Annotated in this window: 25 protein-coding genes; 15 read left to right on the top strand and 10 right to left on the bottom strand. The window is 71.0% G+C overall.

Annotated elements, in window-relative coordinates; all coding sequences use genetic code 11:
- The first annotated feature begins 28 nt into the window (after positions 1-28).
- Positions 29-1,723, top strand: coding sequence for a sensor histidine kinase (locus ABT304_RS17440; RefSeq protein ID WP_350717005.1), 1,695 nt, complete (start codon positions 29-31; stop codon positions 1,721-1,723).
- Position 1,724: 1 nt separating this feature from the next.
- Here the strand turns inward: ABT304_RS17440 and ABT304_RS17435 are convergent, their stop codons facing one another.
- The gene (locus tag ABT304_RS17435) at positions 1,725-2,783 is read right to left on the bottom strand and encodes an alcohol dehydrogenase catalytic domain-containing protein (protein WP_350717003.1); all 1,059 of its coding nucleotides are present in this window, start codon (positions 2,781-2,783) and stop codon (positions 1,725-1,727) included.
- A 135-nt stretch (positions 2,784-2,918) separates the two neighbouring features.
- Here ABT304_RS17435 and ABT304_RS17430 point away from each other — a divergent pair, with 135 nt between their 5' ends.
- From ABT304_RS17430 to ABT304_RS17390, 9 genes are all read left to right on the top strand, one after another.
- Positions 2,919-4,583 (top strand): SulP family inorganic anion transporter, encoded by a 1,665-nt coding sequence (locus ABT304_RS17430; protein WP_350717001.1) that lies wholly within the window; start codon positions 2,919-2,921, stop codon positions 4,581-4,583.
- Positions 4,584-4,692: 109 nt separating this feature from the next.
- On the top strand, positions 4,693-5,649 hold the full coding sequence (locus ABT304_RS17425; protein ID WP_350716999.1) for a universal stress protein: 957 nt from the start codon (positions 4,693-4,695) through the stop codon (positions 5,647-5,649).
- A gap of 37 nt (positions 5,650-5,686) precedes the next feature.
- Positions 5,687-6,334 carry a hypothetical protein gene (locus ABT304_RS17420; protein ID WP_350716997.1) on the top strand — a complete coding sequence of 216 codons (648 nt, stop codon included), beginning with the start codon at positions 5,687-5,689 and terminating at the stop codon, positions 6,332-6,334.
- 79 nt (positions 6,335-6,413) lie between these two features.
- Positions 6,414-7,115, top strand: a complete 702-nt coding sequence (locus ABT304_RS17415) for a hypothetical protein (RefSeq protein ID WP_350716995.1) — start codon at positions 6,414-6,416, stop codon at positions 7,113-7,115.
- Between the two features lie 367 nt (positions 7,116-7,482).
- Positions 7,483-8,070 carry a hypothetical protein gene (locus tag ABT304_RS17410; RefSeq protein ID WP_350716993.1) on the top strand — a complete coding sequence of 196 codons (588 nt, stop codon included), beginning with the start codon at positions 7,483-7,485 and terminating at the stop codon, positions 8,068-8,070.
- Between the two features lie 64 nt (positions 8,071-8,134).
- Positions 8,135-10,489, top strand: coding sequence for a phosphoenolpyruvate synthase (gene ppsA / locus ABT304_RS17405; RefSeq protein ID WP_350716991.1), 2,355 nt, complete (start codon positions 8,135-8,137; stop codon positions 10,487-10,489).
- Between the two features lie 81 nt (positions 10,490-10,570).
- A complete protein-coding gene (locus ABT304_RS17400; protein ID WP_350716990.1) occupies positions 10,571-11,533 on the top strand; it encodes a universal stress protein in 963 nt (320 codons plus the stop codon).
- Positions 11,534-11,577: 44 nt separating this feature from the next.
- Positions 11,578-11,994 (top strand): pyridoxamine 5'-phosphate oxidase family protein, encoded by a 417-nt coding sequence (locus ABT304_RS17395; protein WP_350716988.1) that lies wholly within the window; start codon positions 11,578-11,580, stop codon positions 11,992-11,994.
- A 39-nt stretch (positions 11,995-12,033) separates the two neighbouring features.
- Entirely contained in the window at positions 12,034-12,924 is an 891-nt protein-coding gene (locus ABT304_RS17390; protein ID WP_350716986.1) for a universal stress protein, read from the top strand.
- Positions 12,925-12,927: 3 nt separating this feature from the next.
- Here ABT304_RS17390 and ABT304_RS17385 read toward each other — a convergent pair whose 3' ends face one another.
- Positions 12,928-13,443, bottom strand: a complete 516-nt coding sequence (locus tag ABT304_RS17385; RefSeq protein ID WP_350716984.1) for a GNAT family N-acetyltransferase — start codon at positions 13,441-13,443, stop codon at positions 12,928-12,930.
- A gap of 267 nt (positions 13,444-13,710) precedes the next feature.
- On the opposite strand from ABT304_RS17385, the gene ABT304_RS17380 reads away from it, so the two are divergent.
- Complete coding sequence (locus ABT304_RS17380) at positions 13,711-15,396, top strand: ABC-F family ATP-binding cassette domain-containing protein (RefSeq protein WP_350716982.1); 1,686 nt, start codon at positions 13,711-13,713, stop codon at positions 15,394-15,396.
- 167 nt (positions 15,397-15,563) lie between these two features.
- On the opposite strand, the gene ABT304_RS17375 is transcribed toward ABT304_RS17380, so the two are convergent.
- On the bottom strand, positions 15,564-15,956 hold the full coding sequence (locus ABT304_RS17375; RefSeq protein ID WP_350716980.1) for a DUF5615 family PIN-like protein: 393 nt from the start codon (positions 15,954-15,956) through the stop codon (positions 15,564-15,566).
- Positions 15,953-16,201: a DUF433 domain-containing protein gene (locus ABT304_RS17370; RefSeq protein WP_350716978.1), complete on the bottom strand. Its 249-nt coding sequence runs from the start codon at positions 16,199-16,201 to the stop codon at positions 15,953-15,955. The genes ABT304_RS17375 and ABT304_RS17370 overlap by 4 nt, the downstream gene beginning before the upstream one ends.
- 129 nt (positions 16,202-16,330) lie before the next feature.
- Here ABT304_RS17370 and ABT304_RS17365 point away from each other — a divergent pair, with 129 nt between their 5' ends.
- The gene (locus tag ABT304_RS17365; protein WP_350716976.1) at positions 16,331-17,089 is read left to right on the top strand and encodes an ArsR/SmtB family transcription factor; all 759 of its coding nucleotides are present in this window, start codon (positions 16,331-16,333) and stop codon (positions 17,087-17,089) included.
- A 36-nt stretch (positions 17,090-17,125) separates the two neighbouring features.
- Entirely contained in the window at positions 17,126-17,506 is a 381-nt protein-coding gene (locus tag ABT304_RS17360) for a VOC family protein (protein ID WP_350716974.1), read from the top strand.
- On the opposite strand, the gene ABT304_RS17355 is transcribed toward ABT304_RS17360, so the two are convergent.
- Positions 17,501-18,103: a TetR/AcrR family transcriptional regulator gene (locus tag ABT304_RS17355; RefSeq protein WP_350716972.1), complete on the bottom strand. Its 603-nt coding sequence runs from the start codon at positions 18,101-18,103 to the stop codon at positions 17,501-17,503. The two genes, ABT304_RS17360 and ABT304_RS17355, sit on opposite strands and share 6 nt — an antisense overlap.
- 61 nt (positions 18,104-18,164) lie before the next feature.
- On the opposite strand from ABT304_RS17355, the gene ABT304_RS17350 reads away from it, so the two are divergent.
- Positions 18,165-19,427 (top strand): oxygenase MpaB family protein, encoded by a 1,263-nt coding sequence (locus ABT304_RS17350; protein WP_350716970.1) that lies wholly within the window; start codon positions 18,165-18,167, stop codon positions 19,425-19,427.
- A gap of 6 nt (positions 19,428-19,433) precedes the next feature.
- Here ABT304_RS17350 and ABT304_RS17345 read toward each other — a convergent pair whose 3' ends face one another.
- The 4 genes from ABT304_RS17345 to ABT304_RS17330 are packed head-to-tail and all read right to left on the bottom strand — an operon-like array spanning position 19,434 to position 22,383.
- Positions 19,434-20,015 carry a TetR/AcrR family transcriptional regulator gene (locus ABT304_RS17345; RefSeq protein ID WP_350716968.1) on the bottom strand — a complete coding sequence of 194 codons (582 nt, stop codon included), beginning with the start codon at positions 20,013-20,015 and terminating at the stop codon, positions 19,434-19,436.
- A gap of 30 nt (positions 20,016-20,045) precedes the next feature.
- Entirely contained in the window at positions 20,046-20,510 is a 465-nt protein-coding gene (locus ABT304_RS17340) for a GNAT family N-acetyltransferase (RefSeq protein WP_350716966.1), read from the bottom strand.
- Positions 20,507-20,956 (bottom strand): hypothetical protein, encoded by a 450-nt coding sequence (locus tag ABT304_RS17335; RefSeq protein WP_350716964.1) that lies wholly within the window; start codon positions 20,954-20,956, stop codon positions 20,507-20,509. The genes ABT304_RS17340 and ABT304_RS17335 overlap by 4 nt, the downstream gene beginning before the upstream one ends.
- Positions 20,953-22,383: an MFS transporter gene (locus ABT304_RS17330; RefSeq protein WP_350716962.1), complete on the bottom strand. Its 1,431-nt coding sequence runs from the start codon at positions 22,381-22,383 to the stop codon at positions 20,953-20,955. The genes ABT304_RS17335 and ABT304_RS17330 overlap by 4 nt, the downstream gene beginning before the upstream one ends.
- A 158-nt stretch (positions 22,384-22,541) precedes the next feature.
- On the opposite strand from ABT304_RS17330, the gene ABT304_RS17325 reads away from it, so the two are divergent.
- Positions 22,542-22,754: a dodecin gene (locus tag ABT304_RS17325; protein WP_350716960.1), complete on the top strand. Its 213-nt coding sequence runs from the start codon at positions 22,542-22,544 to the stop codon at positions 22,752-22,754.
- A gap of 12 nt (positions 22,755-22,766) precedes the next feature.
- Here ABT304_RS17325 and ABT304_RS17320 read toward each other — a convergent pair whose 3' ends face one another.
- Positions 22,767-23,606: a helix-turn-helix domain-containing protein gene (locus ABT304_RS17320; RefSeq protein ID WP_350716958.1), complete on the bottom strand. Its 840-nt coding sequence runs from the start codon at positions 23,604-23,606 to the stop codon at positions 22,767-22,769.
- Between the last annotated feature and the right edge of the window lie 4 nt (positions 23,607-23,610).

The following is a 23,610-nucleotide window of genomic DNA, read 5'->3' as shown; positions in this document are numbered from 1 at the left end:
TTCGCCAGAGGACACTGCCGAGAAGACCTTGCACAACACACCGCTCGACGAGCTGCTGACCGAAGTGGTCGAAAGGGTCACGGACGCCCGCGACGAGCAGGTGCGGTGGCGGTTGCTGCTCGATGCCATCGTCACGATGGGCGCGGGGCTCTCGATCGACGACCTGCTGGAGCGGATCGTCGAGGTCGCCCGGGCGCTGGCCGGGGCGAAGTACGCAGCGCTCGGAGTCCTCGCCGACGGCGGTGAACGGCGGCTGCGCCTGTTCATCACCCGGGGACTCACCGAGGAGCAGCAGATCCTGATCGGGGACCTGCCCAGCGGCCACGGCGTCCTCGGCCTGCTCATCGACCACCCCGAGCCGGTCCGGATGGGCGACATCACCGCCCATGCGGCGTCCTACGGCTTCCCCGCGAACCACCCGCCGATGCACTCCTTCCTCGGTGTGCCCGTGCGCGTCGGGGAGAAGATCTTCGGCAACCTCTACCTCACCGAGAAGACCGACGGCAAGGAGTTCACCCAGCAGGACGAGAGCATCGTGGTCGCCCTGGCCGCGGCGGCCGGCGTCGCGCTCGAGAATGCGCTGCTGGCCGAAGAGGCGGCCCGTCGTGGACGCTGGCTCGGCGCCCGGGCCGAGATCACCAGCGCGCTGCTGGACGACACCGACCGGGCCACGGCTCTCCAGCTCGTGGCGGACCGAGCTCGGGAGATCTCCGGCGCCGACATCTCCTGGATCGTCACCGGTCCCTCGGCCGACCAGCTGCGGGTGGAAGTGGTCTCCGGCACCGAGGTCGACGTCGACGTGCTCAAGCACGCGCCGCTGGGAGAGTCGGTCGCCGGGCGGGCGATCAGCGAAGGTGTGCCGATGATGGTGGAGGACATCGCCGAAGCGGCGGCCGGTGGGGCTGCGGCGGCGGTCATCGACCTCAGCGAGATCGGTCCGGGTGTGCTGGTGCCGTTGGGGCGCACCGACCCCTCCGAGGAGATGAATGCGGTAGGCGTGCTCGCCCTGGCCTGGCGACGCGCCAATGCCGAGGAGGCCCAGCACGTCGACCTGGCGGTGGCTGACGCGTTCGCCGGGCAGGTGGCGGTGGCCATCCGGCTCGCACAGAACCGTGAGGAGCGCAAGCGGCTGGCCGTCTACGACGACCGCGACCGGATCGGTCGTGACCTCCACGACGTCGTGATCCAGCGGCTCTTCGTCATCGGTCTGCGGCTCCAGGGCGTGCTCAACCTCGCCGACAACCCGAAGCTGCACGGCCGTCTCGACCAGGCCATCGAGGACATCGACGACACCATCCGCGACATCCGGCGTGCGGTCTTCGAGCTCGGCACGCCGGACCACAGCGGCGACATCCAGTCCCAGGTCACCGAGATCGTCAACCGGGCCGCGAAGTCGCTGAAGTTCCGTCCGTCGCTCGCCTTCGACGGTCCGGTCCGGCTACGTGCGACCCCTGAGGTCACCAAGGACGTCCTCGCTGTACTCGGCGAGGCCCTGTCGAACACCGTCCGCCACGCGAACGCGAGCGAGGTGGAGGTCTCGCTGTCCGCCGAGACCGACCTGACGCTCCGGGTGCGTGACGACGGGGTCGGGGTCCCCGCCGACGCGGTCGAGAGCGGGCTGGCCAACATGCGTCACCGGGCCGAGGCGCACGGCGGCCGCTGCACCGTGAAGCCGGCGCGGCCGCGTGGCACCCTGGTCGAGTGGTCGGTGCCGCTGGGCTGAGTCACGTGCGGCTGAGGTCGGCCTCGTCACCGAGCATGACGACCTTCATCGCTCCCGTGTCCTGAGCGTCCGCGAAGATGTCGTACGCCTCCTGGATCTCCGCCAGGCCGAACCGGTGCGTCACCAGGTCGGGCAGCGTGATCCGCCCGGCGGCGAGCATCGACATGAGCATCGGCGTCGAGCTGGTGTCGACGAGCCCGGTGGTGATCGTGACGTCACGGTCCCACAGCGACTCCAGGCTGAGGACCGCGCTGCGTCCGTGGACGCCGACGTTCGCCACCCGGCCACAGGGCCTGACCAGCTCGGCGCACAGCTCGAAGGTCTCGGGGATGCCGACCGCCTCGATGCTCACGTCGAACCCGTCGGTTGTGTTGCTCCGCACCCAGTCACGAGCCTCCTCGGCATCGGCGAGGGTCACATCGGCGCCGAGCGCCTCGGCGGCCTTGCGCCGCGACTCCGCGGGGTCCACCACCACGATCCGCAGCGGGCTGTAGAGCCGGGCGGTCGCGATCGCGGCGAGCCCGATCGGCCCGGCACCGACGATCAGGACGGTGTCTCCGGGCCCGACCTCGCCGTTGCGTACCCCGACCTCGTAGGAGGTGGGCAGGATGTCGGCGAGCAGGACGGCGGTGACGTCGTCGATCTCGCGGGGCAGGTGGTGCATCGAGTGGTCGGCAAACGGCACCCGGACCCGCTCGGCCTGGGTGCCGTCTATCAGGTGGCCGAGCACCCAGCCGCCGCCCCCGGTGCAGCGGCCGTAGCTGCCGGAGCGGCAGTAGCGGCAGCGTCCGCAGCTGCTGATGCAGGAGATGAGCACCCGGTCGCCCGGTGCGAAGTCGCGTACGCCGGGTCCGGTCTGCTCGACCACCCCGACCGCCTCGTGGCCCAGCACGGTGCCGGGTGCCACGCTCGGCACGTCCCCCTTGAGGATGTGCAGGTCGGTGCCGCAGATCGTGACGGCGTCGACGCGGACGATCGCGTCCTCGGCGTCGCGGACCACGGGATCGGGGACATCGGTCCACTTCCGGGATCCGGGTCCGTCGTAGACGAGTGCTTTCATGGTTGCCTCCTGAGATGTGGTGCTGACGATCCTTCGCCGCCCACGGTGTGATCAGGAGTGGCCATCGGCCACGGGCGGCGGGGCCTTGGTCCTGACCGGCACACGCGACTCCCGCGCGCGTGGGAAAGTGCTCCCATGGACGTACGCCGCGTGCTGCCGACGTGGGCCATCGGCTACCAACGGCAATGGCTGTGGCCCGATCTGCTCGCCGGCGTGACGATCACCGCCTACCTGGTGCCTCAGGTGATGGCGTACGCCGAGCTGGCCGGCCTGCCGCCGGAGACCGGGCTGTGGGCGTGCGTGGGCGCGATGGTCGTCTACGGGCTGCTCGGCACCTCGCGGCTGCTGTCGGTCGGGCCGGAGTCGACCACGGCGCTGATGACCGCGGCCGCGATCGGGACCATCCCGGCCGCCGCGGCCGACCCGGCCTCCTTCGCGCCGACGCTCGCACTCGTGGTCGCCGCGATCTGCCTGGTCGGCTGGCTCGCCCGAGTGTCGGTGCTGGCCGAGCTCTTCTCCCGGCCGGTCCTGGTCGGCTACATGGCGGGCATCGCGATCCTGATGATCATCTCGCAGCTCGACAACCTGACCGGCGTCCAGATCGAGGGCGACGGGGTGCTGGCCGAGCTCGCCAGCTTCGCCGCAAACCTCGATCAGGTCCATGTGCCCACGCTGCTCCTCGGCGGGTGCGCCGCCGCTGCGATGATCCTCGGCTCCCTGCTCGCTCCGCGTGCGCCGGTCGCGCTGCTCGGCATGCTGGCCGCGACGGGGATCGTCGCCCTGCTCGGGGAGGGGCACGGCCTGCAGCTGGTGGGGGAGATCCCGGTCCGGCCGCCCACCCCGGGACTCCCGAGCCTGGACCCGGGCGTCATCGTCTCGATGCTCGGTCCCGCGCTCGGCGTCGCCTTCGTCGGCTACACCGACAACATCCTGACCGGGCGCGCCTTCGCCCGCCGCGACGAGCACGTCGATGCCCGCCGGGAGCTGCTCGCGCTGGGTGGGGCCAACCTCGGCGCCACACTCATGCACGGCTTCCCGGTGAGCAGCAGCGGCAGCCGCACCGCGATCGGTCATGCCGTGGGCGGGCGCACCCAGCTGACCTCCTACTTCACCGCCGCGGCCACCGTGCTCGCCGTCGTGCTCCTGGCTCCGGTCCTGGCCGCGTTCCCGCAGGCAGCGCTCGGCGCCGTCGTCGTCTACGCCGCCACCAAGCTGGTCGACGTCGGTGAGCTGCGCCGCTTCGCCCGGTTCCGGCGCAGTGAGCTCGTCCTGGCTCTCGTCGCGACCGTGGCGGTCCTCGTCGCCGGGGTGATGTGGGGCGTACTCATCGCCGTCGGCCTCTCCGTGCTCGACCTGCTGCGCCGGGTCGCGCACCCGCACGACGCCGTCCTGGGCTACGTCCCGGGCCTGGCCGGCATGCACGACGTCGACGACTACGCCGACGCCGAGGAGGTGCCCGGGCTGCTCGTCTACCGCTACGACTCGCCCCTCTTCTTCGCCAACGCGGAGGACTTCCGCACCCGAGCGCTGGCCGCGGTGGACGGGGCGGCCTGGCCGGTGGAGTGGTTCCTGCTCAACGTGGAGGCCAACGTGGAGGTCGACATCACCGCGGTCGACGCCCTCGAGGCGCTGCGTACGGCCCTGGCCGAGCGCGGCGTCGTCCTCGCCATCGCCCGGATCAAGCAGGACCTGCGCGAGTCGCTGGCACCGTCCGGGATCCTGGACCGGATCGGAGACGAGCTGCTCTTCCCCACGCTCCCGACAGCTGTCGAGGCCTACCGCCGACGCGGCGGTGAGTGACGGACCAAGGTCCCCGGATAGAGGCCCCGACGTCCCTGCCCGCCGAGGCGGGGTCGGATGAGAGTAGTGCTGGGGACGGCCGTACGTGCCGCGCCCGAGAGGAGACGACATGTCCGAGAAGAACCGGATCCTGGTCGGGGTCGACGGGGGGAAGGGCGGACGGGCGGCGATCGCCTACGCAGCGGCGGAGGCCGGTCTCGACGACGCGAGCCTCTGGCTCGTCCACGCGACCCTGACAGAACCCGCCGACGTGGTCCGTCCCTACCCCTGGCTCCCCGACGAGGCCCGCCGGCCCGGGATGAGGGTGCTGAAGCAGGCCGCCGACGAGGCGGCCACCTACGTGGGTGACGAGCGGGTGAGCGGCACCCTCCTGGAGGGCCGGGCGGCCCCCGGCCTCGTGCACTCGGCGGCAGACGCCCGTCTGGTGGTGCTGGGCGACGATCGCGGGCACCGGCTGGAGCACGTCGTGACCGGGTCGATCATCCACCGGGTCGCGGGCCACGCGCCGGTCCCGGTCGTGGTCGTGCCGACCGGCTGGTCGGCCGAGCAGCCCGTTCGCCGGGTCGTGGTCGCGGTCAAGGACTGCGAGGACTCGACGGGGCTGATCACCGAAGCGCTGCGGCACGCGGCGGACCGCGACGCCGAACTGGTCATCCTCCACGCCTGGCAGCTGGACACGGTCTACGAAGACATGACCCTGTCGCGCATCGACGTGAGCGACTGGGAGAGCGGCACCCGCCGTGCACTGGCCGACTCGCTCGACCGAGCCCGCCGGCGGGTGCGGGACGGGTCTGCGGTGGTCGTCGGCATCGAGGTCCGTCACGGGCAGCCCGCTCGGGTGATCGCCGACGAGGCCGCCAAGGCCGATCTGCTGGTCATCGGCCGGCGCCGCCGTTCGTTCCCGTCGGGCCGACTCGGATCCACCGGCCGTGCGGTCATCCGGGAGAGCCGATGCCCGGTCGAGATCCAGCCGCCGATTCCCGACGTCATCGCCATCGAAGACCTCGTCCTCGAGCACGAAGGTCGGTTCGAGAAGGCCGGCGCCGACCCGGCGTCCGTCGGCTGAGCCGCTCCGGCCGCTCAGTGACAGAGCGTCGGCCGTGATGACCCAGCCGCTCTCCGCCCGCCCATTTCACCTTCGGTGGACTCTGACCGTCACGGCGGCCGAGGCCGCTGGCTTCCTCGCCCCCGCCGTGGTCGGTGCTGCCACCGCGGATCTGCCGTGGTACGGCGCTCTTCCGGCGCTGCTCGCGGCCGGTGCGGTCGAGGGGGCCGTCCTCGGCTGGGCGCAGGCCGCGGTGCTCCGTCGAGCGCTGCCCGCACTCCGCGGAACCCGTTGGGTGATGCTCACCGCCGTCGCGGCGGTGGTGGCGTACCTGCTGGGGACGGCGATCGGGCTCGGCGCGACGGGGCCGGGCTGGGCGGCGATCGTCGTCGCGGCCGTCTGTGGTCCTCTGCTCCTGCTGTCGATCGGTGGCGCGCAGTGGCTCGAGCTGCGCCATCACGTCGCACGCGCGGCCACCTGGATTCCGGCCACCGCGGTCGCGTGGCTCCTGGCGCTGGCCGCCTTTCTCCTCCTCGCCACCCCGTTGTGGCACGAGGGGCAGCGGGTCGGGGTCAGCGTCGCGATCGGTGCGGGCGCAGGAGTCGTGATGGCGTTCGTCCAGGCGGTGCTCACCGGATGGTGGCTGCTTCGGCTGCTGTCTCAGGGCAGGAGGCCCCGGCGTCGACAGCCAGTGCCAACCGGGTGATGTCGTCGGGGCCTTGGTCCCGAACCGATGGGCTCGTCGACCCTTCGCGTGGCGTCGGCGCCCGTGGAGGCTGGCTCTCATGCGACGTTGGGTGTGGAGCCTGGTGGCCGGCACGACCGCCGGTTGTGGACTGGCCGTGCTCATGACGTGGTCGGTGGCCGCGACGGTCGGATGGTGGCTGGCCATCGAACTGGTCGCGGTGTCGGTGTGCGTGTGCCTGTGGCCCGATGGGCACCGGATCCGCTGGTCCGTGTTGTTCGTCAGATGCCTGCCGTGGCCGACGGTGCCACTCGCCGCAGCCGGCCTCGTCATGGCCGTCGGGCCGGCGACCGCCACCCTGGTGGCGGCCGCCGGGCTGGCCGCGGCCTGGGAGGCCGGCTGGCTCGACGGGCGGGCCTTCGAGAAATGGTCGGCGAGAAAGGCGGCCAAGGTCGAGCGCCGCGGCCGGGCCCGTGCCGATGGCCGGCCCACCACCGTGGTCAACCCCCGGGTCGTGGACGTGGTCGACCCCGTCGATGCCGTTCTGGAGGTGACCGACGAGCTGACCGACGCCGACCTCTGCAGAGCGTGGCGGTCCAGCTACGTCGCCCTCGACCGCGCCACCGAACCGAACCAGAAGCTGCGGGCCGTGCAGATCCGCGCCCTGCTCCTCGACGAGCTCGGGCGTCGCGACCCGAAAGGGCTGGAGGCCTGGTTCCGCTCCGGGGCGAGAGCCGCCGGATGGCCGGACCGCTACCTCCGTGGCGGCGTACCGCCCCGCCAGCCTCGGAGCACGCTCTGAGCCATCCGTAGCCGCTGTCCCAGGGACCTAGATCCCGGTGAACGGGGACCATGGCCCCTCGCTCCCGGCCACCGGACGCGGTTCTGATGGAGCTGGCCGACGTGGCCACGAGCCTCCGGGAATCGGACTCATGGGGGAGGCCCGACCCGGATGGGCGCTCGGCGGGGCGGATCACGCATCCGCCCCGCCGGGCGGTGCACGTCCGGACACTCGCCAGGCCGTGGCCCCACGGCCCACAGGCCCGACAGGCCGAGGACCTAGGGCCCCTGGGGTGCGGACCCCGTTCCCTCGTCGCGGTGGGGGCGGTGGCGATTCGCTGAAGGTGTCCGGCCCGAACCCACGGACCGGCGACACCGATGGAGGAATCATGACTTCGATCTCCACGCCCGGCTCCGCGACAGCGCTGCCCGGACAGTACTCGACGCCGGCCGCTCGGATGTTGGCGGCTCTGCGGATCGGGTTCGGGCTCACGTTCCTGTGGGCCTTCTTCGACAAGCTGCTCGCGCTGGGGTTCCACACCGGCGCGATCACCAACGAGGCCGGCACCCGCACCGGCATCGACTTCTTCGCCGAGGACGCTGCCTGGATCAACGGCGGCAGTCCCACCGAGGGCTATCTGTCCAACGTTCCCGAGAACAACTGGCTGCAGGGCATGTGGAACGACATGGCCGGCCAGTGGTGGGTCGACGGGCTGTTCATGCTCGGCCTGCTCGGGGTGGGCCTCACTCTCACGCTGGGGATCGGCATGCGGATCGGCGCCATCGCCGGAGCGGCGATGTACCTGCTGATGTGGTTCGCGAGCTTCCCGCTGGAGCAGAACCCGATCATCGACGGGCACCTGCTCGGCGCACTCACGGTCGGCGTCCTGGCGCTGACGTACGCCGGTGACACCTGGGGGTTCGGCAGGCGCTGGGCGCGGCAGCCGATCGTCATGCGTCACAGCTGGCTGCGATGAGCTCTCGTGCCCAGACCTTTCGAATCCAACACTTCGAGCACAACTCCCGAGGAGAGAAGCATCCATGAGCTACGTACGCGCCTTCGACGAGGTCGGCATCGATGACATCTCCCTGGTGGGAGGCAAGAACGCCTCGCTCGGTGAGATGTACCGCCGGCTCCGCGACCGCGGCATCCGGGTGCCCGACGGGTTCGCCGTCACGGCCGACGGCTATCGCCACTTCCTGCGTGCCGCCGGCCTCGACGCGGCCCTCGAGGCGAACTTCGCCGCTCTCGACGTCGACGACCGGGACGACCTCGCCGAGCGCGCCGGCCGGGCGCGCGGCCTGTTGCTCGCCGCGGAGCTTCCGCGGGACCTGGTCGAGCAGATCACGGCGGGCTACCAGGTGCTTCAGCGTGAGTACGGCCCGGAGGTGACGCTCGCGGTTCGCTCCTCGGCGACCGCCGAGGACCTGCCGGACGCGAGCTTCGCCGGCCAGCACGAGTCCTTCCTGCACATCGAGGGCGAGGAGGCGCTGCACGACGCCGTACGCCGCTGCTTCGCGTCGATCTTCACCGACCGGGCCGTCGACTACCGGGCCAGGCACGGCTACGACCAGCTCTCGGTGGCGCTGTCGGTCGGGGTGATGAAGATGGTGCGCTCGGACCTCGCCTGCTCGGGGGTGTCGTTCACGCTCGACACGGAGTCGGGATTCCGGGACGTCGTCCTGGTGACCGGCTCCTACGGGCTGGGGGAGAACGTCGTGCAGGGCCTGGTCGAGCCCGACGAGTTCTACGTGCACAAGCCGACGTACGCAGCCGGTCACCGTGCCGTCCTGAGCCGGCGCCTCGGCGGGAAGGCGGTCCGCATGGTGCGCGGCGAGGCGGAGCCGGTGCGCAACGAGCCCACCCCGCCTGCCGACCGCGACCGCTTCTGCGTCACCGACGAGGAGGTGCTCGAGCTGGCCGGCGCCGCGATGACCATCGAGAGCCACTACGGCACGCCGATGGATATCGAGTGGGCCAAGGACGGCACCGACGGACTGCTGTACGTCGTCCAGGCCCGCCCCGAGACGGTTGCGGCGCGACGGCGTTCCGCTACGACGACCCACTACGTGGTCGAGACCCACGGTGACCTGCTCGCGACAGGCCGTGCGGTCGGCGCACGAGTCGCCGCCGGGCGCGCCCGGATCGTCCACGGCGTCGGGGAGGACGCCGAGTTCGCGCCCGGTGACGTGCTGGTCGCGCCCAGCACCAGCCCGGACTGGGAGCCGCTGATGAAGATCGCCTCCGCCGTCGTCACCGACCACGGCGGGCGCACCTGCCACGCCGCGATCGTCGCCCGGGAGCTCGGCATCCCGGCCGTCGTCGGCACCGGCGACGCGACGTCAGCCATCGCCGACGGCGAGAAGGTGACCGTCTCCTGTGCGGAGGGGGACGACGGCCGTGTCTATCGAGGCCTGGCCGACTTCCATGCCCGCGAGACCGCCGCCGAGGTCACGACGCGTCCACGCACGAAGGTGATGCTCAACCTGGGCAACCCGGGCATCGCGTTCGAGTCGTCCTTCCTGCCCAGCGACGGGGTCGGGCTGGCCCGGATGGAGTTCATCCTCGCCGAGCACGTGCGCGTGCATCCGCTGGCCGCGCTCCACCCCGAGCGCGTCACCGATGCCGGCCAGCGTGCGGAGGTCGAGCGCCTCGTCAGCGGCGATGGCGCGGCGTACGTCATCGAGAGGCTGGCCGAGGGCATCGGCACGATCGCGGCGGCCTTCCACCCCAAACCGGTGGTCGTGCGCCTGTCCGACTTCAAGACCAACGAGTACGCGGCACTCCTCGGTGGCGCCGCCTTCGAGCCGGCTGAGGCCAACCCGATGCTCGGCTTCCGTGGAGCCGCGCGCTACGCCCACCCCGCCTACACCGAGGGCTTCGCCCTCGAGTGCGCCGCGTTGCGCCGGGTGCGTGAGGAGATGGGCCTGGAGAACGTGGTCGTCATGGTGCCGTTCGTGCGGCGCCTGGACGAGGCCGACAGGGTGCTGGCCAGGATGGCGGAGCTCGGGCTGCGCCGCGGTGAGCACGGTCTGAAGGTCTACGCGATGTGCGAGATCCCGTCGAACGTCGTCCTCGTCGACGAGTTCGCCGAGCGCTTCGACGGGTTCTCGATCGGCAGCAACGACCTGACCCAGCTCACCCTCGGCGTCGATCGCGACTCCGAGCTGGTCGCGTTCGACTACGACGAGCGCGACCCGGCGGTCGAGAAGATGATCGCCCTCGCCGTCGAAGGCTGCCGGCGCCACGGGATCCACTCCGGCATCTGCGGTCAGGCCCCGTCGGACCACCCCGAGGTCGTACGCACCCTCGTCGGTCTCGGCATCGACGCCATCAGCGTGACGCCCGACTCGATCCTCGCGGTCACCCAGACCGTGCTCGCGGCCGAGGGCTGAGCCGTGGTGGGTGACCAAAGGCCCTCGGCTCGGGCCGACGGTCCGTGTCGAAGGACGGCCTCGGAGAGCGACGCTGGAGTCATGAACGAGAGCAGAGACCTCATCCTGGCGGGAGTCGACGGCACCGAGGCCGGGCTGGCCGCCGCCCGCTACGCCGCCGCAGAGGCGGTACGGTGCGGCGCAGCGCTCCACTTGGTGTACGTGGTCGACCCCTATGCGCCACCGCTGCCGACCTGGCCGGTGGCTCCCACGGCCGCCGACTCGAGGATGGGGCAGCTCGGCCGAACGATCCTCGCCGAGGCGGAGGAGGCGGTCGCGGACAGCGGCGCGGTGGTGAGCACGTACCTCCTGCTCGGCCTGCCGGCAGGGGTGCTGGCCCAGCAGGCCGCCAAGGCGCGCCTCGTCGTGCTCGGCGACCAGCCGCGCTCGTTGTTCGACCGGATCATCACCTCATCCATCCTCGGCCCGGTCGCGGCGCACTCGCCGGTGCCGATGGTCGTGGTCCCCGCCTCGTGGCAGCGCGGTGAGGAGTCCCGCGAGATCGTCGTCGGAATCCAGGACCCCGCCACCTCGGTCGCCCTGGTACGCCGCGGTCTGGAAGTGGCGGCCGAGAGGGGTGCGCGGCTGCGGCTGCTGCATGCCTGGCACACCTTCGGGGCGTACCAGGACTACCTCACGGTCGGGAGCGAGGAGCAGGAGTGGATCGACCGCGCCGAGCGTGAGCTCCTCGCGGTCCTCGCGACGGCCCGAGCCGAATCGGGTCCGGCGGCCGCCGAGGTCGACTCCCGCGTCGAGGTCGTGCACGCACAGACCGCGTACGCCCTGGTGGAAGCGTCCCGCACCGCGGATCTGCTGATCCTGGGTCGCGGGCGGAGCTTCCTCGGCTTCGGGCATCTGGGCGGCACCGCCCGGGCGGTGCTGCGGGAGAGCCGCTGCCCGGTCGAGATCGACCCGCACGTGGCCCCGACGTTCGAGGGGGACGTCGGGGCCACGGACGGGGTCACCGTGGCCGACAGCCGGCCGGCTCATGCCGGACGAGCGTGATGAAGACGACTGTGTCGAAGACGACTGTGAGGAAGGAGCAGGCGATGTACTTGGCAGCACGATGGTTCCCGGGGCACCTGGCCGCGATGGAACAAGACGAATGCGTGGAGCTGCTGGACCGGAGCGAGGTCGGCAGGGTCGCCTTCGACGATCCTGAGGGTCCGCTGGTCCTGCCGGTCAACCACGTCATGGCGGGCGAGCGGATCGTGTTCCGCACGGCCCCGCGCACGGCGATCGCGAACCACGTCGGCACCGGTCAGGTGTCGTACCAGGTCGACGAGTTCGACTCCTACACCTCCTCGGGCTGGAGCGTGCTGGCGCGTGGGACGGCGGAGTTCGTCGACGGGGTCTGGCTGAAGGCGCACGACCTCGAGCCGGAGCCCTGGGCGGACGGCCGGCGAACGTTGTTCGTCTGCATCACGCCCACACAGATCACCGGCCGGCGCGTCGTCCCGGTCTGAACCGTACGTAGCACACGACTGGAGCCGAAGGAGCCCGACATGTCGAACGCATCCATCCCCGAGGGCGCCGTGCTGGTCGGCGTCGAGAACTGGCCGGCAGCGGCCGAGAGCGTGTCCTGGGCCGCTGAGCAGGCGTTCCGCGACGGACGCGACCTGTGCCTGCTCCATGTGGTGACCGGGGCGACCCTGGACACCCCGCCCGGATTCCGGGCCGGGGCACCCTCGGAGGTCGACCAGGACCATGGCGCGGTGGTGCTGGCGAACGCGAGCCGGTACGCCGACCGTCGCCTCGACGAGCTCTCCCGAGCACCCGAGTTCCTCGGGTTCCGGAGGCCGGAGGTGCGCGTGGACCTGCAGATCGGACCGGTGGCATCGGTCCTGGACGCCGCCTCTGACCACGCGTCGCTCCTGGTGCTGGGGTCACGGGGGAGAGGGCCGATCAGCAGCCGGATCCTCGGCTCGGTCAGCAGGTCGGCGCTCGTGGAGGCCCGGTGCCCGGTGGTCGTGCTCCGTCCGGGCACCGGCGGGCTGGGCCGTGGTGTGCTCGTCGGCATCGACGGGACCAGCGACTCGATCCCTGCTCTGGAGTTCGCCTTCGCCCAGGCCGCCCAGCGCAGCCTGCCGATCACGGTGCTCTACTGCTACCGCTCCGGCGGCGCAGATCGCCCGGACGACGACCGGGTGCTGGTCGCGGAGAGCGTCGCCGGGCTCCGGGAGCGCTACCCAGACCTGCACCCGCGCCTGCGGATCGAGGCCGGAAGCCTCGCGCACACGCTCTCCGAGCAGTCGCCGACGATGCACATGGTCGTGGCCGGGAGCAGCGGCACCGGCGTGGCGAAGTATCTCCTGGACCACGCGCACGGTGTCGTCGCTGTGATCCCGCCGGCTCTCTCCCGAGCCGACACGTCGCCGCCCGCCGCCGCGGTGTGAGCCTCAGATCTGCATCCGGAGAATCGCGCCGGGCCAGGGCTCGGCCTGCCCGGTGTCGACCGTGAAGCGTCGCTCCAGCGCGAACCCGAACCGCTCGTAGACGCCGATGAGCGCCTGGTCGTCACCGGCGTAGCAGTCGAGTCGCAGCTGCTCCACCTCGCGCTGCCGGGCGATCTCGACGGCGTCGTCGACAAGCATCCGGCCGACGCCCGCACCGCTGTGGGCGCGAGCGGTGACGAGCAGCTGCAGGTAGAGCTCCGGGACCGGTGCGGGATCGACGTACGGCAGCGGCTGGTCGGCCAGGACGCAGACCCCGACGACGTCCCCGTCCACCTCGGCGATGCGGGCGGTGCGCTCCGAGAGCATCTGCCGGATCTGCTCGACCCGCGCCTCGATGGCCGAGAACGGCTCCGTGCCCCACTGGCCGGTGCGGCCCTGCGAGGCGAGCCAGAGCACGGCGGCGTCGAGAAGGCTCAGGGCGGCGGGGAGATCGCTGACCGACCCGGATCTGACGTGCATGGGCGGAAAACTGCCACGACCGCGATCGCCTGTCGAACGGTTTCGTGGGGCGTACGAGTAATTGCGTCGCGTGCGATCTCCTTCGCCCGCTATCGTTCACGGCGATGGGAACGCTGAAGTAATCGATCGGGACGCTGCGTCGAGCTCTCTCCGCAGCGGGTCCTGAGCGACCGCGTCGCCTCGTCGGCGCGCTCGAGGTCCATTTCCGATCCCGCGTCCCCGGACGCGAGTCATCGTGGCGGATGCCCGCCGCGTCGAGGAGTCCTCATGTTCCCGTCTGCTTCCCTCCCTGACCGCTCCGTCCGCAGCCACCGTGTCTGTGAGCTGCGCGCGACCACGGTCCGCTTCGCTGAGCGGATCGTCCTCGACCGGGTCGACCTCGTCGTCGGCCCGGCCGACCGCCTGGCCGTCATCGGCGACAACGGCGCCGGAAAGTCGACGCTGCTCGACCTGCTCGCCGGTGTCGTAGCGCCCGCCGCCGGCGAGACCCACATCGTCGTCCCCGGCGGCATCGCGCACGCCTCCCAGGCGCCGCGGTTCCCGGCCGGCGCGACCGTGCAGGATGCCGTCGACCTCCTGCTCGCGGACCTCCGCGATCTGGAGTCGCATATCCGGTCCTGCTCCGAACGACTGTCCCGCGCCGGCGAGGGCGAGCAGCCTCGGCTGCTCGAGGAGCTCGGCGCTCTCGTCGACGCCTACGAGGCACGTGACGGCTACGGCGTCGACCGCCGCGTCGACGCCGCGCTCGACCAGCTCGGCCTGGGCGGCCTCAACCGGGCACGTACGGTCGACGGCCTCTCCGGAGGCGAACGGGCTCGTCTCGCGCTCGCCGTCGCGCTGTCGGCCAACGCCGAACTCCTGCTGCTCGACGAGCCGACGAACGACCTCGACGACTCCGCGCTGGCATGGCTCGAGGACCGTCTCGCCGAGCACCGTGGCGCGATCGTGGTGGTCACCCACGACCGCGCCTTCCTCGAGCGGTTCGCCGACGACATCGTCCAGGTACGCGACGCCGGGCTGCGCCGCTACGGCAACGGCTATGCCGGGTTCCTGGTGGCGCGGGCGACCGAGCGACGACGCCAGGCCGAGCGGCACGAGGAGTGGAAGGCCGAGCTCGCCCGCAACGAGGCACTCGTCGAGGCGAACGCGTTCCGGCTCGAGGCGATCCCGCGCAAGCTCGAGCTCGACGGGTTCGGGCACGGCGCCTTCCGTGCCCGCAGCCGCGACCACGGCGCGAAGAGCCGGATCCGGATGGCCAAGGAACGCGTCGCCAGGCTCCGGGCCGAACCCGTCGCGCCGCCGCCGGAGCCGCTCCGGTTCGCCACCGGGCTCGAGGATGCAACGACACCGGCCGCCGAGCCCTACCTCGCACTCCATGACGTACGTCGCTCAGCGGGTGCCCGGCTGAGGATGGCCGAGTGGACGCTGAAGGCCGGGGACCGGTGGCTGGTCACCGGACCGAACGGGGCCGGCAAGACCACGCTCCTGCGACTGCTGGTCGGCGAGCTCGCGCCGGATTCGGGGACGATCGAGCGCGCACCCGGTGTGCGGCTCTCCTGGCTCCGGCAGGACGTCGCGGCGCCACCTGCGGGCTCGGTCGTCGGCGTGTTCGCCCGCGCCGTGGGGATCCACCGCGCGGACGCGGTCGAGCGCCTGCGGCGGTTCGGGCTGTTGCGTGAGGAGGAGATGCGCCGCCCGGTGCGGGCTCTCTCGGTCGGGCAGCGTCGCCGCCTCGACCTCGCGATCGCCCTGTCAGACTCCGGTGACGTACTGCTGCTCGACGAGCCGACCAACCACCTCGACCCCGAGCTCGTCGAGCAGCTCGAGGACGCCCTCGAGGCTCATCCCGGTGCCGTCGTCACGGTGACGCACGACCGTCACTGGATCCGCCGAGCCTCCGGAGCGCGGCGCGTGCGTGTACGGAGCGGTGGTGGGGCGGAAGTCGTCGGCTGAGGCTCTCCTGGGGCGAACGAATTTTCGTTCGCCCCGGGACAACGCCGTACCCGTGGGCGCGTTCCTTGCCACGATGCCTAGGGACAAGGAGCACGACGCCGTCTTCCTGCTGAAGAACCCGCAAGGGTGACTGCTGGCCCGGACCGTGCTCGCTCTCGATGAGTGCGTTACTCCTTGACGGTTGCGGTGATACCGAGCGGCAGTCGCTGCACCCGGACCGGGCGGTCGGGTGCGATCGAAAACACGGCGTCGCCGACTGAGCCGATCGCTTCCTGGATCTGGGGAAGATGTCGGAGCAGAGCCGCAGCCAGAACGTCTTTGTGCGGTAAGAAGCCGCGGACGATCACCACGCTTGGGGCGCTGGCCCTCGAGGATGCGAGGAACTTCGTGAGCTTCTTGTCGGCTGTGACCAAGACACGTTCAGCCGCTACGCAGTAGGAGAAGATCTCGGGATCGGTAACCCGCTGAAGCGCGACGTCCTCGGTGTGAACGACATCGCAATCGGCGGCGAGCGCCTTGGTGATCGAGTACGGCAGGTTCTGGTCCAGAAGCAGTCTCACGCAGATTCCTGCAGCGGAAGGTAGAAGTCGCGCTGCGCGAGCGCGGCGGCGTACGCGAAGACCTGCTGGGTGTCCTCTGGCTCGAGGAAGGGGAAGTCTTCGCGGATTTCCTCGAAGGTCATTCCGGCCGCGAAGAGCTCGAGAAGCTGTTCGACCCCGAACCGATAGCCGCGAATGCACGGCTGACCACCGAGCTTGTCGGGCTCCACGGTCAGCCGGTCGAATCCCGGAACTGTCTGCGTCATGCGGTGAAGTCTACGCCTCTGTACATCTCGATTGATTGAGATCGCACGTGGGCATCGCGCCCGTTGTTGTCGCCAGGAAATCAGGCGCGACCATTGACATGAAACCAAATGGTTTCCTATTCTGAAGGCGTGGAACAGGTGTTTCGAGCCCTCGGCGACCCGACTCGGCGGGCGTTGCTGGACGCATTGCTGCAGGAGGACGGACAGACCCTGTCCTCGCTGGTGAGCCGACATGCGATGACCCGGCCCGCGGTGGCCAAGCACCTGGCGATCCTGGAGGACGCCGGCCTCGTGGTCGTCGTGCGCAAGGGGCGCGAGAAGCACCACTTCCTCAACGTCGTGCCGATCCGCGAGATCCATGACCGCTGGGTGACGAAGTACACCGAGACCTGGGCGAGCGGCCTCGCCGACCTGAAACGAGACCTGGAGCGCACGATGGAGAAAGTCTTCGAGATCTACATCCGCACCACGCCGGAGCGGCTGTGGGAGGCGATCACCGACCCGCAGATCCGCGCGAAGTATCACTTCGGCGCGGGTGTCCACTCCGACTGGACCCCGGGATCCGGCTTCACCATGGTCCACCCGGGAGCGGAGCAGCCCCTCGCCGAAGGCGAGAACCTCGTCGTCGAGCCGCCGAGGCGACTCGTGCAGTCGATGCGCACGCTCTGGTCCGAGGCGGCCGAGGAGCAGGGCACCACGCGGGTGACCTGGGAGATCGAGCCCGTCGGCGACTCCTGCCGCCTCATCGTCACCCATGACCAGCTGCGCGGCGACGCGCCCCCGGAGCTCTACGGCGGCTGGCCGATGATCCTGTCCGGCCTCAAGACGTGGCTGGAGACGGGGGAGACCCTGACCACCCCGGGATCGCAGATGTACGGCCCGAGCTGACCTGAGACCGACGTCATCTAATCGAGAGGAATCCTCATGAGCACCATCACCGACATCCGCACCGTCGGCATCACCACCGCCGACCAGGACAAGGCCATCACCTTCTACCGCGACACCCTGGGCTTCGAGGTGCGACTCGACGTCGACGGACCGACCCGCTGGGTCGAGGTCGCGCCGGCCGGGGCCGACGTCTCCGTCGCCCTCGTCGCCGGCGACCGCGAGGCGGGGACGGTCACCGAGACCGGCATCCGGTTCAACGTCCCCGACGCGGCCGCCGAGCACGATTCGCTCAGCTCTCGCGGCGTGAGCGTCGGCGAGCTGCTGCGCTGGCCGGGCGTACCGCCGATGTTCACCTTCGACGACCCCGACGGGAACCGCTTTGTGATCCTCGAGCAGACCGCCGCCGCGGCGTCATGACCGCTCGGTGTTGCTCAGGTAGCCCGCGGTGAGCGCGACCATCTCCTCGAGCACGGCCTCACGTGGGTAGGGCGGCCGGTCGAGCACCCAGCGCAGGGCGATGTTCTCCATCGCCACCACCAGCACCCACGCTGTGATCTGCGGGTCGGGGCGGGTCAACCCGACCGACCCGGCCCGCAGATAGGCGGCGGTGAGGTCGCGTACGCGGTTGACGAGCGCCGCGTGGCGATCGCGGTTGCGGGAGGCGGGGAGCTCCTCGGTCAGCACGCGCAGCAGGGCCGGATCCTGCTCCAGCCCGGCGAGGAGTGCGTCGGCGACCGACCGGATCGCCGGTGTGCCGACGGTGCTCGTCTGGAGTGCCAGGGCCGAGGCGGTGCGCTCGGAGACGTCGTCCCAGTAGCGGCTGATTACGATGTCGAGGATCGAGGCCTTGTCGGAGAAGTACTGGTAGAGCGAGCCGGGGCTGATGCCGGCGGCGATCGCGACGCGGTTGGTCGAGAACGTCTCGTAGCCGTCATCGACCAGCACCTGGCGCCCAGCCTCGAGGATGCGCTCGACCGTCGCCCTCGAGCGGGCCTGGGTGGGTGTCTTGCGCATGGCTCTACGTTAGGCAGAACGCGAATTGAAAGCGAGCTCTGGCTCGCATCACGCTGGAGGTATGACCACACTCGCGCAGCAGGGCACCCAACCCACCGGATTCCCCACACGTTTTCGCGAAGGCGAGGCGCGCAGCCGCCGTCTCGGGCGGCCGTTGCGCCTCCTGGGCCGCATCGACGAGGTCGACGAGGACCTGATGGAGCGGATCGGGCGGGCGTTCGGCGAGCGGGACGAGGCCGGTGCGCGGCTGGCGGAGGCGATCCGGATGCGAGCCGGGACTCCGGGCAAGGTCATGATGACCCAGCTGCGTACGGCACTTGAGCACGGTGTCGCGGCGGTGGAGTCACCACCTCAGGCGCTCGCCGACTTCTTCGCGCAGGTCGAGGCCACGCCGGAATGGGTCGACTGGGACCTCGTCGACGAGGGCGGCCGGGTGTTCACCCGACTCGGCCAGAACGCGGCCGACGTGCTGCTGCAGCTCTCGCTCATCAGCGGCTACCGGTTCGGCGGCCCGCCGGACCTGCTCGTGGCCACCGGCGGCCTGACCGGCAACACCACCCGGCGGCGCTTGGCCGAGACCCAGCACTGGGCGGTGAGCCTGCGCAGGCTCGGAGGGCTGCGGCCACCGGCGCCGGGATCGGCCTCGGGGGAGGCGTGGCGGCTCACGGTTCACGTACGCGCGATGCATGCGCTGGTCAACGCCGGGTTCGAACCCAGGTGGGACACCGGTAGGTGGGGGCTGCCGATCAACCAGGCCGATCAGGCGGCCACGCTGGGCCTCTTCGACGGCGTGCTCATCATCGGGTGCCGCGCGCTCGGAGTGCCGATCTCCAGGCGGGACGCCCGGGCGCTGATGCATCTGTGGAAGTACGTCGGCTGGCTGATGGGCGTCGACGAGGACTTCCTCGTCGACGACGAGTGGGAGCGGCACCGGATCAACTACCACGTGCTGCTCTCGCAGGCGGCGATCTCCGAGGCCGGCCCGCAGCTGGCGCAGGCGGCGGTCGAGGCCCAGCGGGAGCGCCGCTATCCGGGCTGGCCGGGTCCGCTGCAGCGCGTGCGCGGCTGGTACGAGCGGGAGCGGCTCCTCTCGATGCTGACCGTCTTCCTCGGGACCAGGTCGATGCAGGAGCTCGGCCTTCCGAAGAGGCCCCCGTGGGCGCACGCCTACCTGCTGCCGCTGAACGTGCTCAGATACCGGGTCCTCGGACGGACCGCCGAAGGCCGGGCTCGCCTGGAGCGGCGAGGCGAGCGAAATGCCGACTCGCTGCTGGCCAGCTACTTCGGCTCCGGTCGCGCGGCGGTCGGCGACCTCCCGGAGTGAGGGGCGTCAGTCGCGGGTGGCGCCGGGAGGGGTGAGGGCGGCCTGGACGGTGCCGTCGATCAGGGCGGCGGCCTCGGCCGCCTTGATCTCGCCCCGGTAGACAGCGCCGGAGGCGGCGTGCAGGACGCTCTGGAGCAGGGTCAGCTGCCACTCGAGCGGCTGGTCGTCGCGGAAGCTGCCGTCGCGGCGGCCGCGCTCCATGAGCGGCTTCCAGCGGTCGATCAGCCCGAGGTGGACCGCCTGGAACTGCTCGTGAGGCATGCTCTGCTCGGCGGCGACGATCAGCGCGCCGTACTGCTGGGTCAGTCGCCACGACGCCTCGAGGAGGCGGCTGAGAGCGGCACGGGGATCGCCGTCGAGGTCGACCGCACCGAGCGCCTCGTCGGACTGCTGGATGGCACGTTCGACGACCTGGGTCACCAGGGTCGCCCGGGACTCGAAGTGACCGTAGAGCGTGACCCGGCCGACGCCCGCTGCTTTGGCGATGTCGGCGACGCTGACGTCGGGATCGCGGGCGAGGCAGGCAGTGGCCGCGTCCATGATCGACTCGATGTTCTTACGTGCGTCGGCGCGCTTGAGGGTCGTCACGGCCGGGAACCTCCCACGAGATGTTGAGCATCAGGGTATCGGCTGCCGCGCGGCCGGCCACGCGCACATCACCTTGGCGCGGACCGTGGCGCCGAGACGTCGATAGAACCGGATCGCTGCGTCGTTGTCGGGTTGTACGCCCCAGGTGATCGTCAGGCCGCCGGCACGCTTCGCCAGCGCGGTCATCAGCAGCCGGCCGACACCGGCGTCGCGATGGCCGGGGCGGACATAGAGGTCGTCGAGGGCGATGATGTCGCTGCCCGACCACAGGTGCAGGCGGCGTACGGCCGAGACGTAGCCGACCGGGTGCCGGTCGATCTCGGCGAGCAGCACGATGATGTCGGGGCGCTCGAGGTATCCGGCCCACTGCGCGGCGGTCACGGTGACGGAGCCGGACTGGGCCTGGTGGGCGGCGATCTCGCCGATGAGCGTACGCACGGTCTCGGCGTCGTCCGGGGTCGCTTCGCGTACGACGACGTCCGGGTGGGTGCTCATGCTGGTTCCTGGTCCGTCGCTGCGTGGGAGTGATGGGCGTGGCTCCCGGAGTACTCGCCGGGGCGCGCGAGCATCGCCACGAGCATGAAGAGCAGCATGAGTACGTGACCGAGCAGCATCAGGCCACCGGCGTCGATGAGCCCGAGCCAGAGGAAGGGAAAGAGGACCACGAAGCCGGCGTACATAGCCGCCGACATCTCCACGATCGGCCGCGGTCCGTGACCGCGGAAGCGCATCCAGGCAGCCATCGGGATCACCATCGTGGTGGCCATGACCAGCGAGTCGACGTCGGCGCGGTGCACCCACGCGCTCTCCGGGGCTCCGCCGACGGCGAGCAGCCAGAGCGGGTAGAGCAGCATCATCCCGACGGCCATCGCGATGACCATCTGGAGGTAGTGGAGCGCGAACGAGAGCGCGCGGGGTCTGGGGCGGTGGGTCTTGGTCATGACTGGGTCTCCTGGTGAGTCTCTTGGGAATCAGCGGTGGGTGCCTGGCGGCCGGGGATCAGCGCCCCGGCGAGGACGGCGGCGAGAGCTGCGATCACGGCCGCGACCAGGTAGGCCCTCTCGAAGCCGTCGGTGGTGCCGTCGACGAGGCTCGCCGCGGCGACGCCGGACATGACCGCCGCGCCGAGCGAGGCGCCGAGCTCGTGGAAGGTGCTTAGGATGCCGGAGGCGACGCCCGCGAGCTGCGGCTCGACCTGGCTCAGCGCGGTCGCGGCCGCGACCACGAAGAGGACGCCGAGGCCGGCGGAGCCGATGCTGACCGCGACCACGGTGGACACCGTGCTCATGCTGATCGCGGGTACGACGAGCCCCGCTGCGGCGATGAGCAGCCCGGTGATCCCGAGGGTGCGAGCGCCGATGCGGCCGATGAGCCTGCCGGCCAGCTGTGCGCCGACCATCGTCGCGGCGGCCACGGGGAGGAACAGCAGCCCGGTCGCGAGCGGCCCGTGCCCGGCGGCGCTCTGCAGGTAGAACGTCCCGAGGAAGAAGACCGCCACCATCAGCCCGGTCGCGACGAACAGCACGAAGGTGCCGGACAGGACCGGTCGCCGGGTGACCAGGGCGGGGTCGATCAGCGGGTGGCGCGTACGTCGCAACCAGCCGGCCAGGACGGCGTACCCGGCGATCCCGGCGAGGACGAGCAGGATGGTGCGACTCGAGGTCCAGCCCTCGTCGCCGGCCTCGATGAAGCCGAGGATCAGCAGCCCGGTGGAGGCGGTGACGATCAGTGCGCCGACGATGTCGAGACGTACGTTGCCTCCCCAGGCAGGCAGCGGCGGGAGCTGTCGGGCCAGGAGGACCGCCACGACGACGCCGACGGGGACGTTGATCAGGAACACCGACTCCCAGCCCGTCCCGGCGGTCAGGGCACCGCCGAGGAGTACGCCGAGCGCCGCCCCGCCGGCGCCGAGCGCCGACCAGACCCCGAGTGCGCGGTTGCGCTCGTCGCCGTCGAAGAGCCGGACCACGATCGAGAGGGCAGCGGGGGAGAGCATCGCGGCCCCGACCCCCTGTGCGACCCGTCCGCCGATCGCCAGCTCCGCGCTGGTGGCGAGGCCGGTGGCCAGCGAGGCGACGGTGAAGGTGGCGAGCCCCGCGAGCACGACGGGCTTCGGGCCGAACAGGTCGGCAGCCCGGCCGCCGAGCAGCATCAGCCCGCCGAACGCGAGCGTGTACGCACTCACCACCCAGGTCAGCGCATCGCGACCCAGGCCGAGGTCGGCGCCCATGTGCGGCAGCGCGATCGCCACCACTGTGACGTCGAGGATCAGCATGAGCTGCGCCAGCCCCAGCAAGCCGAGCAGCCGCCATCGGCGCGGGTCGGGAGACTGGGCGACGGCAGCGTCGGAGTTGGTGTCTGAGGTCATGGCGCGCCTCCTGAGGGCACAAGTCGAACATCGATGTACGAGATACTAACTCGAACATCGATGTTCGACAACGGGGTTTCTCGGAGCGCCGCCCCTTGCACGGTCCTGAGGTCGCGCCCATGGTGGGTACAGCGACCATCGAGAGAAGGGCCAGGAGCATGTCTTCACACACCTACCGCGTCACCGAGATCGTCGGGACCTCAGACGAAGGACTCGAACAGGCGATCCGCAACGGCGTCGGCCGAGCGAGCAAGACGCTGCGGCACCTGGACTGGTTCGAGGTCACCGAGATCCGCGGACACGTCGACGACGACGACATCCAGCACTTCCAGGTCGGGCTGAAGGTCGGCTTCCGGATGGAGGACGACTGACCGCCACCCGGTCTACGCCCGAGGGCTCCTCGGCATGAACGCAGGCCAGGCGGCGTGGTCGATGGCGAGCCAGGGCTCGGCGGCGACTCCGCGGGGCGTGGCGTCCACGATCGCGCGCACCTCGCGGTTGAGATGCGGCTGATCGGAGTAGCCGGCGCGCGCCGCGGCCTCAGCGGGCGGAGTCCCGCCGGCCAGGAGTCGGGCGGCGCGGTCGAAGCGTACGAGTCGGGCGGCGTGCTTGGGGGAGAGGCCGACCTGGGCGCGGAACCGGGACCACAGCCGCTGCCGCGACCAGCCGGTCTCCGCCGCGAGCGTGCTGACGTCGGTCCGGCCGTGGTGGAGATGGGTCTGGTGCCAGGCGTACGCGACCTCGCGGTCGACCCTCCGCCGACCGTCGAGGCGGCTGCCGAGGAAGCCGGACATCACTGCGAACCGCTCGTCCCACGACGTGGTGCGCCGCAGGCGGTCGCCGAGGCGTCTCGCGCTCGGTCCCAGGACATCGTCCAGCCCGGCGAAGGTGCCGGTGAGGCCGGCGGTGTCGAGGAGCTCGGTGGCGAGCACCGGCGACAGGCGCACCTGCAGGCACTCGCCCGCGCCTGCGCCCCGCACGGTCACACCGCCGGGCAGCAGACCGACCGCGACGTCGCCTGGCAGGCGTACGCCGTGGTCGTCATCGACCGCCCAGGCCTGGTCGCCGAGGTCGAAGAGCAGGGTGACGGCCGGGTGGGCGACCATCGCGATGGCCGCCGGACCGGTCCCGCGATAGCGGAAGCCGGCCATGTGGACGCCAGGGATCGGCGCGGCACCGAGCGAACTCCGGGGGATGGTGACATCCACCTGCGACCAGTCCATGGCT

This window comes from Nocardioides sp. NPDC000445, from assembly GCF_040300245.1.
Lineage (GTDB): Bacteria > Actinomycetota > Actinomycetes > Propionibacteriales > Nocardioidaceae > Nocardioides.
The sequence above is the reverse complement of the archived record's forward strand: the minus strand, read 5'-3'. Positions and strand labels throughout refer to the sequence as shown.

What these genes read in the sequence shown, in the direction of transcription:
- ABT304_RS17415 (WP_350716995.1), top strand. Translation starts at nt 6,414, where the DNA reads ATGCGACGTTGGGTGTGGAGCCTGGTGGCCGGCACGACCGCCGGTTGT.
- ABT304_RS17340 (WP_350716966.1), bottom strand. Translation starts at nt 20,510, where the DNA reads ATGAGCACCCACCCGGACGTCGTCGTACGCGAAGCGACCCCGGACGAC.
- ABT304_RS17320 (WP_350716958.1), bottom strand. Translation starts at nt 23,606, where the DNA reads ATGGACTGGTCGCAGGTGGATGTCACCATCCCCCGGAGTTCGCTCGGT.
- ABT304_RS17380 (WP_350716982.1), top strand. Translation starts at nt 13,711, where the DNA reads ATGTTCCCGTCTGCTTCCCTCCCTGACCGCTCCGTCCGCAGCCACCGT.
- ABT304_RS17435 (WP_350717003.1), bottom strand. Translation starts at nt 2,783, where the DNA reads ATGAAAGCACTCGTCTACGACGGACCCGGATCCCGGAAGTGGACCGAT.
- ABT304_RS17430 (WP_350717001.1), top strand. Translation starts at nt 2,919, where the DNA reads ATGGACGTACGCCGCGTGCTGCCGACGTGGGCCATCGGCTACCAACGG.
- ABT304_RS17370 (WP_350716978.1), bottom strand. Translation starts at nt 16,201, where the DNA reads ATGACGCAGACAGTTCCGGGATTCGACCGGCTGACCGTGGAGCCCGAC.
- ABT304_RS17395 (WP_350716988.1), top strand. Translation starts at nt 11,578, where the DNA reads ATGTACTTGGCAGCACGATGGTTCCCGGGGCACCTGGCCGCGATGGAA.
- ABT304_RS17400 (WP_350716990.1), top strand. Translation starts at nt 10,571, where the DNA reads ATGAACGAGAGCAGAGACCTCATCCTGGCGGGAGTCGACGGCACCGAG.
- ABT304_RS17420 (WP_350716997.1), top strand. Translation starts at nt 5,687, where the DNA reads ATGACCCAGCCGCTCTCCGCCCGCCCATTTCACCTTCGGTGGACTCTG.
- ABT304_RS17360 (WP_350716974.1), top strand. Translation starts at nt 17,126, where the DNA reads ATGAGCACCATCACCGACATCCGCACCGTCGGCATCACCACCGCCGAC.
- ABT304_RS17410 (WP_350716993.1), top strand. Translation starts at nt 7,483, where the DNA reads ATGACTTCGATCTCCACGCCCGGCTCCGCGACAGCGCTGCCCGGACAG.
- ABT304_RS17355 (WP_350716972.1), bottom strand. Translation starts at nt 18,103, where the DNA reads ATGCGCAAGACACCCACCCAGGCCCGCTCGAGGGCGACGGTCGAGCGC.
- ABT304_RS17390 (WP_350716986.1), top strand. Translation starts at nt 12,034, where the DNA reads ATGTCGAACGCATCCATCCCCGAGGGCGCCGTGCTGGTCGGCGTCGAG.
- ABT304_RS17325 (WP_350716960.1), top strand. Translation starts at nt 22,542, where the DNA reads ATGTCTTCACACACCTACCGCGTCACCGAGATCGTCGGGACCTCAGAC.
- ABT304_RS17335 (WP_350716964.1), bottom strand. Translation starts at nt 20,956, where the DNA reads ATGACCAAGACCCACCGCCCCAGACCCCGCGCGCTCTCGTTCGCGCTC.
- ABT304_RS17385 (WP_350716984.1), bottom strand. Translation starts at nt 13,443, where the DNA reads ATGCACGTCAGATCCGGGTCGGTCAGCGATCTCCCCGCCGCCCTGAGC.
- ppsA (WP_350716991.1), top strand. Translation starts at nt 8,135, where the DNA reads ATGAGCTACGTACGCGCCTTCGACGAGGTCGGCATCGATGACATCTCC.
- ABT304_RS17425 (WP_350716999.1), top strand. Translation starts at nt 4,693, where the DNA reads ATGTCCGAGAAGAACCGGATCCTGGTCGGGGTCGACGGGGGGAAGGGC.
- ABT304_RS17350 (WP_350716970.1), top strand. Translation starts at nt 18,165, where the DNA reads ATGACCACACTCGCGCAGCAGGGCACCCAACCCACCGGATTCCCCACA.
- ABT304_RS17330 (WP_350716962.1), bottom strand. Translation starts at nt 22,383, where the DNA reads ATGACCTCAGACACCAACTCCGACGCTGCCGTCGCCCAGTCTCCCGAC.